Origin of the sequence: Mycobacterium neumannii, from assembly GCF_048452905.1 — a bacterium.
In the GTDB taxonomy this organism is placed as follows: domain Bacteria; phylum Actinomycetota; class Actinomycetes; order Mycobacteriales; family Mycobacteriaceae; genus Mycobacterium; species Mycobacterium neumannii_B.
This window is the reverse complement of the sequence record NZ_JBCGVF010000006.1, coordinates 421727-431947: the sequence shown is the minus strand read 5'-3', so window position 1 is coordinate 431947 and position 10221 is coordinate 421727. Positions and strand designations below refer to the sequence as shown.

The 10221-nt window shown below is 69.4% G+C and carries 4 protein-coding genes; all 4 read right to left on the bottom strand.

The window, feature by feature from the left end:
• Positions 1-27 precede the first annotated feature (27 nt).
• From AAHH99_RS19755 to AAHH99_RS19740, 4 genes are read right to left on the bottom strand one after another with little or no spacing between them, the layout of a single operon-like run.
• The gene (locus AAHH99_RS19755; protein ID WP_418770184.1) at positions 28-5115 is read right to left on the bottom strand and encodes an amino acid adenylation domain-containing protein; all 5088 of its coding nucleotides are present in this window, start codon (positions 5113-5115) and stop codon (positions 28-30) included.
• Positions 5112-8051, bottom strand: a complete 2940-nt coding sequence (gene mbtD / locus AAHH99_RS19750; protein ID WP_418770183.1) for a mycobactin polyketide synthase MbtD — start codon at positions 8049-8051, stop codon at positions 5112-5114. Before mbtD ends, AAHH99_RS19755 begins: the two co-directional genes overlap by 4 nt.
• Entirely contained in the window at positions 8051-9382 is a 1332-nt protein-coding gene (locus tag AAHH99_RS19745; protein ID WP_418770182.1) for a polyketide synthase, read from the bottom strand. Before AAHH99_RS19745 ends, mbtD begins: the two co-directional genes overlap by 1 nt.
• Entirely contained in the window at positions 9372-10118 is a 747-nt protein-coding gene (locus AAHH99_RS19740) for a thioesterase II family protein (protein WP_418770181.1), read from the bottom strand. The genes AAHH99_RS19745 and AAHH99_RS19740 overlap by 11 nt, the downstream gene beginning before the upstream one ends.
• Between the last annotated feature and the right edge of the window lie 103 nt (positions 10119-10221).

The following is a 10221-nucleotide window of genomic DNA, read 5'->3' as shown; positions in this document are numbered from 1 at the left end:
CGACCTTCGGTTCGGCCTGCGTCGAGGTCACGGTGCGCCCTCTTGGGAGGCCGACCACATCGACGTGACCGCCGCCAGTTCGTCGGCCGACAGGCCGGAGGCCGCCATCGGCTCGTGATGGACGTCGGGCGACTCCGTCTCCGCGCCGCCGTCCACCTGGGCCGCCAGTTCGTGGATCGTGGGGTGCTCGAACACCATTCGCGCAGTGACCGCCAGCCCGACATCGCGCGCCCGGGCGGCGAGCTGAACCGCCAGGATGGAATCGCCACCGAGCTCGAAGAAGTCGTCGGAGCGGTTCACCTCTGGCACGTTGACGACCTCGGCGAGCAGCGATGCCAGCACGCGTTCGGTTTCGGTGCGCACGGGTTCTGCCGGCCCGGCGGGCGCCGACGGGCGGCGCGTCTCGACGGCCTCGATGTACTCCAGTTCGCCGTGGGCGGTCCAGCGCCCACGTCTGCCCGTCGCACGCAGGTCCGCGCCCGTCTCGTCGACGACGTGCTCGTAGACGTCGCCGACCACGCCGATCGCGACCGGATCGCGCCAGCCGTCGAGCACGCTGGCCGATGCCGCCGCGCCGAACCGCTGCACGCGGCGGCGCTCCTCGCCGTCGGAGATTTGCACGTCGCGAACCCGTTGTCCGGGATCGTCTGCGAAGGCGGCCAGCACGCGATTCAGCCACCCGACGAACCGTTCGGCGGTGCTGCGCCGATACAGGTCGGTGCGGTAGATGACGTGGCCGCGGTAGCCGTCTTCGGCGCCGAAGAAGTTCACCGACAGGTCGGCGTGCGCGACGTCGAACGGCGGCTCGAGCGCGGTGAATGTGGTGTCGCCGTCGGGCTGCGATTCGATCACCTGGTCGGCGGGCAACGCCTCCCGCACGTGCACGACGACACCGAACAACGGGTTGCGCGACAGCGACCGTGCCGGGCTGACCGCATCGACCACCTGGTCGAACGGCAGGTCCTGGTGGGCGTAAGCCTCCAGCGCGGTGTCGCGGGCCCGGCGCAGCACCTCTCGCAGCGTCGGGTTGTCGGTCAGATCGTTGCGCAGCACCACGATGTTGATGAAGAAGCCGACGAGCTGGTCGAGTTCGGCCTCGGTGCGGCCCGCGACCGGCGTGCCCAGCGGAATGTCCGGGCGCTCACCGGCTTTGTGCAACGCGACCGCCACGGCCGCCTGCAGCAGCATGAACTCGGTGACGCCGAGCTCCTGGCTCAGTTCGGCGAGCTTGCCGCGGGTGGCGGCGTCGATAGCGAACTCGACGGCGTCGCCTTCCCCGCTGAGCACCGGCGGGCGCGGGAAATCCGGGGTCAGGCCCGGATCCTCGTGCAGACCGGCCAACTGCTCGCGCCAGTAGTCGCGCTGCGCGGCGACGGGCCCGTCGGTTTCGCCGATCAGGGCCGCCTGCCACGCCGCGTAGTCCGCGTACTGGACCGGCAGCGGCGCGAAACCCGGTGCCTCACCGGCCCGCCTGGCCCGGTAGGCCGTCAGCAGGTCGGTGAACAACACCATCGCCGACCAGTGGTCGGCGGCGATGTGATGCACCACCAGCGAGACCACGTGCGCGTCCGGCGTTGCGAGCACGGCCGCGCGAACGGGTGGGTCGGCTTCCAGGTCGAAGACGTGCCTGCGCTCCTTGCCGAGTTCGGTGTCCAGCCACTCGTCGTCGGCGCCGTGGGCGCGGCGCACCGCCACCTCCAGATCGTCGTTGACGATCTGGTATGGCGCACCGTCGATTTCGCGGTAGGTCGTGCGCAGCACCTCGTGCCGGGCCACCACGTCGCGTACCGCGTGCACGAACGCGTCGGCGTCGCACGGCCCGTTGATGCGGGCCGCGAACGGGATGTTGTTGACCGGACTCGGTCCGTCGATGCGGTACTGGAACCACATCCGCAGCTGCGAGGCCGACATGAGCAGCGGTCCGTCGTGCGGGACGGGGACCAGTCTGGGGCGGGTGGGACCGCCGTCGGTCGATGACGAGTCGATCCGTTGCGCCAGGGCGGCCACGGTGCCCAGTTCGAAGACCTCGCGCACGCCGATGTCGACGTTGAACGCACTGCGCACCCCGGCAACGAGTTTGGTGGCCAGCAGCGAGTGGCCGCCGAGGTCGAAGAACGAGTCGTCGGCGCCTATGCGGTCTCGTTCCAGAAGTTCGGCGAACAGGTCGGCGATCCGGCGTTCGGTACCGTCGGCCGGCTCGCGGAACACTGCACCGGAGTCGATGTCGGGTTCGGGTAGCGCCGCCCGGTCGATCTTGCCGTGCGCGGTGATCGGGATCTCGTCGAGCACGACGTATGCCGCCGGGGTCATGTACTCCGGCAGAGCGGCGGCGACCCGGTTGCGGATCCGCTCGACATCCACCGATTCGATGTCTTCGGCCGGCGTGACGTAGCCGACGAGGCTCTTGCCCACACCGGGCAGGTCGCTGACCACCACGACCGCCTGACCGACGCTCGGGTCGACGGAGATCGCCGCGGCCACCTCGCCGAGTTCAATGCGGAACCCGCGGATCTTGACCTGCTCATCGGCGCGGCCGACGAACTCGATGTCGCCGTCTGCGTTGCGACGGGCCAGATCACCCGATCGGTAGAGCCGGCCGCCGGGGTTGAACGGGTCGGCGACGAACCGCTCCGCGGTCAGCTTGGGCCGGTCGTGATAACCGTGCGCGACATGTGTTCCACCGATGTAGATCTCACCGATCACACCGACCGGGACCGGCCGCAGAACATCGTCGAGCAGGTGGATCTGGGTGTTGATCTTGGGCTTGCCGATCGGCACGATCCGGGTGCCCTGCTTACCCTCGACCTTGTACCGGCTCGCGTTGATGACGGTCTCGGTCGGTCCGTAGAAGTTGTGCAGCAGCGCATCGAATGTGGCGTGGAACTTGTCGGCCAGCTCACCGGGCAGCGCCTCGCCGCCGATGGGCACCCGTTGCAGTGTCCGCCACTGGTTGACGCCGGGCAGTGACAGGAACAGGCCCAGCAGCGAGGGCACGAAATGCATTGAGGTGATGCCCTCGTCGTGCAGCAAGTCGGTGAGGTAGCCGACGTCGCGGAGACCGTCCGGGCGCGGAATGACCAGCCGGCCGCCGCACGCGAGCATGCCGAATATCTCGGCGATCGAGACGTCGAAGCTCGGTGAGGCGACCTGCAGCAGCCGCTCGCTGTCATCGATCCCGTAATCGCCCTTGAACCAGACGAAATACTCGGCGACCGGCTTGTGGGCCACCGGGACACCCTTGGGCAGACCGGTCGAACCCGAGGTGTAGATCAGGTAGGCGGTGCTCTCCGGGTACAGCGGGCGGACGCGCTCGGCGTCGGTGGGGTTGGTGGTCGGGAACCGGTCGAGATCGGTGATCGGTTCGCGGATGGCCAGTTTCGGATCGGAGTCCGACAAGATGAACGTCAACCGGTCCTCGGGGTAGGTCGGGTCGACAGGCTGATACACCGCGCCCGCCTTGATCACGCCGAGCGCGGTGATCACCAGCTCCGGTGAGCGGTCCAGCAGCACCGCCACGCGGTCCTCGGTGCCGATACCGCGCTCGATCAGCCAGTGCGCCAACCGGTTCGCAGACTCGTTGAGTTCCCGGTAGGTGTAGTTGCGTCCCTCGTAGACCACGGCGACGGCGTCGGGTGTGCGCGCCACCTGCGCCTCCACCAGTGCCGTCATGGTCGACGGTGCGGTGTCGAATTCTTCTCCCGCCGAGACCCGGCGCAACCATTCGACGTCCTCGGGCGCCATCAGTTCGAGCTCATTGACGGGAAGGTCGGGGCGCTGAAGCGCGTCATCGAGCAGCACCGCGTAGTGCTCGAGCAGCTGGCGCACCAGCGGCGCCTCGAGGATCTCGACGAGGTACTCGGCCTCCACCACGATCCCGGGTGCGTCGAACTCCACCATGAAGCCCAGCGGCAGCTGGGTGAGATGGCCGCGTAATTCGGCTCGGCGGCAGATGATTCCGGGCGGATTGAAGCCCTGCCCGTCGGCGCCGCGCGCACCGAAGGTCACCCGCGTCATCCGCTCTACGCCGTGGCGGCGGTCGGGGTTCAGTTCGCGTACCACCCTGTCGAGGTTGACGCGCTGATGAGCGAACGCACCGACCGCGGTGTCGCGGGCGTGTGCGAGGACGTCGCGGAAGCTCTCATGGGCGCCGGGCCGCAGGCGCAGCGCCACCGTGTTGCCGTAGTACCCGATCACGTCCTCGACGTCGGCGGTGCGGTTGAGCACCGGTGTGGCGACCAGGAAGTCATCGGCATGGGTGTAGCGCTGCAGCAGTACCCCGAAGGCGGCCAGCAACACCATGTACGGCGTCGCACCTGCCTCCTTGGCCAGCACGGCAACCCGCTCGACCGTTGCGTCCGGCAATTGCAGCGTCAACCGCTGCGAACGCCAGTTCGTCGGCACCGCAGAACCGTTCGGCCCGGGCAGCTCCAGCGGCTCGGGCGGGTCGGCGAGCGTATCGCGCCAATAGTCCAGGTCCTCGTCGACCGGGCCCAGCGCGTGCGACGGTGGTGTGACCGCGGGCGCCAAGGCCTCACCGGCGTACGCGCGCGTGAGATCGCCGAAGAAGACCTGCCAGCAGCCGTCGTCCCAGGCGATGTGGTGCGCCACGAGCAGCATGACGTGTTCGTCGGGCGCGGTGCGCACAACGGTGAGCCGCAGCGGCGAGTCGGTGCTCAGATCGAAGGGGGCGCAGAACTCGCGCTGGGCCAGCACCTCCAGGCGCAGCCGGCGCGCATGCTCGGACAGCTCGGTCAGGTCGTGCACGGTCCAGCCCGGCATCAGGTCGTCGTGGACGGTCGGTTGTGGTTCGCCGTCTTCGTCGACGCCGTAGGTGGTGCGCAGCGCGGCGTGACGCGCGGCGACTGCTTTGACGGCGTCGTGCAACCGGGCGACATCGAGGTTGCCGGTGAGTCGGTAGGACAGGCAGATGTTGAGAATCGCCCCGGTCGGGTCGGCCGCTTGGACGAACCACATGCGGCGCTGGCCGTCGGACAGCCCGTCTTGTTCGTCGGTCGAGGTGTTCTCACCGCGCAGACCCCGCTCGGCGAGCTTGCGGCGCAACAACTCCAGCCGGCGGTCCTCCACCTGCTCGCGGATATCGACCGTGTCAGTCACGCGTTGTCCACCTTCTCTGATCGTTCTTTGCTGTCGAGGTCGGCGATGAGTTCGCCGCCGGTAACGCCGCCGAGCAGGACCGCCAGCGACACCTTGTGTCCGGTCGCCCGTTGCAGCCGTTTACGCAGATCCAAAGCCAGGAGCGAGTCGACCCCCAGGTCGAGCAACGACGTCTCGAGGTCAATCGAGCTCGCCTCGATGTTGAGCACCGCACCCAGCTCCGACGTCACCACCGCCGTGGTGTCGCGCGCGGGTTCCGGTGCGGCCACGGCTGTTTCGTTGTGCTCTGCCGTCCGGCTCTCCAAGAACACCCGCAACCGAGCCTGGTCCGCGCTGAACAGCAGCGGATCCTCGCCGTGGTCGCGCAGGCTGGCCTCGACGGCGGCGTCCGGGGACATCGCCAGCAGCCCGGAGCGCTCGATCTTGGTCACCTCGTCCGCGTCGGCGATGCCGCTGCCGCGCCACAATCCGTACCTGGCGGCCACGCAGTGCTGCCCCTTGGCCCGCAACTGGCCCGCCATCACGTCGAGCATCCGGTTGGCAGCCGAGTATGCGGCGTGTGCGCGCCCACCCCACACTCCGGACACCGAGGAGCACACCAGGATTCGACCATCCCCGCGCATCGGCCAGAGCTCGGCCGCCCTGGCCAGCCCGCCGATCTTCGCGGCCGCCGCCTCGACGAACGTCTCCGATGTGAGCTCGTCCCGATCGGCGAAGGCCGCCGCGCCCGCCGCATGGATGAGCAGAGACGCACCGTCGCCGCCGAACTCCTCGGCCGCCGCGGCCACCTCCTCGGCGGAGGTGATGTCACACCGCGGCGCGACCACGTCGAGGCCCGATGCGGTCGCGGCGAGGTCGGCCTTGGTGGCGGCGTCGACACCGCGGCGGCTGAGCAGCACGATGCGGCGTGCCCCGTGGGCGGCCAGATACCGGGCGAAATGCAATGCCACCGCGCCATTACCGCCGGTGATCACGACGTCGTCGAACGCGCCGGGCGCCGAGAGCCACGAGGGTGCGGGTTCCATCGCCTCCGCGACGGAGCGGAGGAAAACCGTTGGACCCGAACCATCGTCGCGCACGGCAACTTCGTCGCCGCCGGACAGAAGTGCACTGACCGCCGCGGCGGTGAGGGTGTTGTCGGGTTCCCAGGAGGGCAGGTCGAGATGCCTGAACGCCTGCTCGGGTCGCTCGAAGCCGAGACTGCGGTGCATCGCCGCCAGGGCGGTCTGCGCGGGCAACGCGACCGGCTCCCCCGGCTGGACGTGCTCACCGCCGACCGTCACCAGGCACACCGCGCGGCAGTGCGGTCCCGACGCGTCGACGTAATCAAGCAGGCCCTCGCCGACGAGCTGGGAGATGTCGTGGGCCGCGCGTTCGGCGTCGGGATGGTCGAGTAGGGGTGCGACGGCGACGACGAGCTCAGCGTCGGACGGCTCGACCATGTCGGATCCGTTGTCCCGCAGCGCCGAGCGCAGCTGTTCACCGAGCGGCCCGCGCGGGCCGGCAAGCTCGACGACGGCGACGCGCCGCGCGATCTGGTCTGATCGCGCTGCGGTGGCGTCCCATTTCTCATGGGCGACGGTGAGACCGTAGACCGGGGCCAGCGGCTGCGGTTGTGCCCACAGCCGCACCGCCCGCATCGGCGCGTTCGGGAAGCCGCGCAGCTGGGGATGCGCAGTGACGTCGACCAGGTCGGCCCAACGAAATTCGGGGTTGGCCACCGCGGCGGTGGCGATGCTGGTCGACAGCGCGTCGATGGCGGAAAGGTCGCGATGCCCCGATCCGATAACCAGTGGGTCCTCGTCGGCCAGCAGGTCGCCCAGCGCGAACAGCAGGGCCGGATGCGCCGACATCTCGATGTACGCCGTGGCACCGCGGCGGGCCGCGGCCGCAACGGCCCGGTCGAATCGCACGGTGTTGCGCAGGTTCTGGTACCAGTAGGAGGTGAACGTGGTGCCCGCGGGCACCACGTCGGTAGTGGTCGAGCCGATGAACTCGACTGGGGCGTCGCCGAACTCGGTGTCGGGAAGCATCGCGAGCAGGTCCTCGCGCACCCGCTCCAGCGCACTGGTGTGTCCCGGATAGTTCACGTCCAGTTCGCGGGCGAACAGGCCATGTTCGGTCGCGGTCGCGACGAGCGCGCTGATCGCTGCGCGCTCCCCCGCCACCGCCACCGACGCGGCGGCGTTGACCGCCGACACCTCGAGCCACCCCGGCGTCGATTCGATCAACCGCTCGGCGTCGGCCAGTGAAACCCCCAGCGCGGCCATGCCGTAGTCACCGGAAAGCCGCTCGACTGCCCTGGCTCGGGCGATGACCACAGCGGCCGCGTCGGGCAGCGCGATGCTCCCGGCGACGTAGGCGGCCGCGACCTCACCGAGGCTGTGCCCGACCACCATGTCGGGTGCGATTCCGCATGAGCGCCACATCTGGGCCAGCGCGACGGCGTGGGTGAACTGCGCCGACTGGATCTGTGTCTGCGACCAGGAACCGCCGTTGGTCTCCGCGGTCAGGTACGGCAGCGGTGACGGCTCGCCTGCGGCGACGAACGCCTCGGCGCATTGGTCGACGTGGGTGCGATACACCGCTGACCGCCGGTAGGCGTCCGCCCCCATGGACGGCCACTGGTTGCCCTGTCCGGGGAAGACGAAAGCCGTTCGTGGCGCGGTTGATTGCGACGAGCGGACCGTCAGCGGGTGCGTACCGCCGTCGGCGATCGCTCGGAGCCCCTCGGCCAGTTCGGCGGTGTCGGCGGCGCGCACGACCGCGCGGTGCCTGCGTATGCGCCGGGTGCGCAGCAAGGTCGAGGCCACCGCCGCCACGTCGGGCTCGCGATCGAGGTAGCGCAGTATCGCCTCGGCGTCGGCGGCCAGCAGTTCCTCGGCGTGCGCACTCAACACGACGGGCACCCGGCCGTCGGGGAAACCAGTGGCCATCACGCCGCCTCGGGACGGCTCGACGGAACCGACACGATCACGTGGGCATTGGTGCCGCTCATGCCGAACGCGGTGACCGCCGCGAACCGCTCACCGTTGGTGGCGGGCCAGGGCGTCAGCTCCGATGCCAGCCGCAATCCTTGGGTTTCCCAGTCGATTTCGCGGCTTGCCTCGTCGGTGTGCAAGGTGGCGGGGATGGCGCCGTGTTCGGCGGCGATCAGGGCTTTGGCCAGGCCGAGTCCCCCGGCGGCCGCCTGGGTGTGCCCGAGGTTGGACTTCACCGAGCCGAGCAGCGGGCCCTGGCCGGGTTCGGTGGCGCCGTAGGTCCCGACGAGCGAGATAAGCTCGGTGCGGTCCCCGAGCCGGGTGCCGGTGCCGTGCCCCTCGACCATCCCGATGTCGTGCGGACGCAGTCCACTCTGTTCGAGGGCCCGTGCGAACAACCGCGCCTGCGCCGGGCCGCTCGGTGCCGTCAGCCCGACCGAGCGGCCGTCCTGGTTGAGGCAGGTCGCCCGCAACTCGGCGAGAACGCGGCGTCCGTCGCGCAGCGCCCGCGACCGGCGCTGCAGGACAAACATGGCCGCGCCCTCGGCCCATACGGTTCCGCTGGCTTGCGCGCTGTAGGGCCGGCAGTGACCGTCGTCAGACAGCGCGTGTTGTTTGGAGAATTCGACGAAGAAGCCGGCTGAGCCCATCACGCAGACACCGCCGGCCAGCGCCAGGTCGCAGTCTCCCGACCGCAGCGACTGTGAAGCGGTGTGGATCGCGGTCAGCGTCGACGAACACGAGGTGTCGATGGTCAACGCGGGACCTGCCAGACCGAGGGTGTAAGCGATGCGCCCCGAGATCACGCCGAGCGCGGTGCCCGACATCAAATGCCCGGTCAGATTGGAGAATTCGGCAAGGTCGGGACCGTAGCCCATCACCGAAGCGCCCACATAGCAGCCGGCGTCGTGGCCCGCGAGGTCGTCGGGGTTGATGCCGCTGTTCTCCAGTGCCCGCCACGCCACCCGGAGCGCGACCCGCTGCTGCGGATCCATCGCGACCGCTTCCCGCGGGGAGATCCCGAAGAACTCCGGATCGAATTCGGCTGCGCGAGCGAGGAATCCGCCGAGATCGTGGATGCGCTTGAACCCGTCGCGCGTCGACCCGTCGAGGATGTCGCGGACCGACCAGCCGCGGTCCCGCGGGAAAGGGCACAGGCCCTCGCGGCGGTTGACCAACAGATCCCAGTAGTCCTCGACGGTGTCGATTCCTCCCGGCGCCTCGATCGCCATCCCCACGATGACGATCGGATCGTCGCCGACGCCGTCGGGCGCGCTAACCGGCATTGACCAACTCCGCGACGGCGTCGAGATGGTCGTTGATGTAGAAGTGGCCGCCGTCGAACAACGACAGCGTGAAAGCGCCCTGGGTGTGAGTCTCCCATCCGCGCAACATGTCTGGGCTGATTCGGTGATCGTTGCGGCCACCGATGGTGTGTATGTCGGCGGCGAGGCGGACGTCGGGTTCACAAGCGTAGCGGTTGAACGCCTCGTAGTCCGCACGCACCGCGCGAACGAGCAGTTCGATGAAGTCCTCGTCGGCCAACAGGCGGGGGTCGGTCCCGCCGAGGTCGACCATGTTGGCGACGACTTCGGTCGCGGCCGTCGGCAGGCGCGGTGAGGTGGCGATGGTCGAGGGGGCCTGGCTCGCCGAGACCCACAGCTGGTGGACGGGAACGCCGTTGCGCTCGGCCACGCGGCCGAACTCGAATGCGATCACCGCACCCATGCAGTGGCCGAACAAGCGCAGCGGTCCCAGTTCGGACCAGTCCCCCGCGGCGAACAGGTCGGCGGCCAGATCCTGCACCGTCTCCGGTGCGGGATGGCGGAGCCGGTCCGCGCGCTGCGGGTACTGGACCACGTACGCGTCGTCACCGGTGCGGGCCAGCGCCGAGGCGAACGCGCGGTAGGCCGCGGCCGCGCCGCCGGCGTGCGGGAAGACGATGGTCGCACCGTCGGACGACTGTCCCGCGGAACGTTTGATCCAGGGCGCGAAGGTTAGCTGGCTCCGTTCGTCGATCATCGCGTCGGAGTCGCGTCGGGGCGGCGTGGAAGACCGGACAGGTGCGATGAGCGGGCCTGCGATTCCGCGGTGAAAACACTCATGAATTCCTCCGTGTGATTAG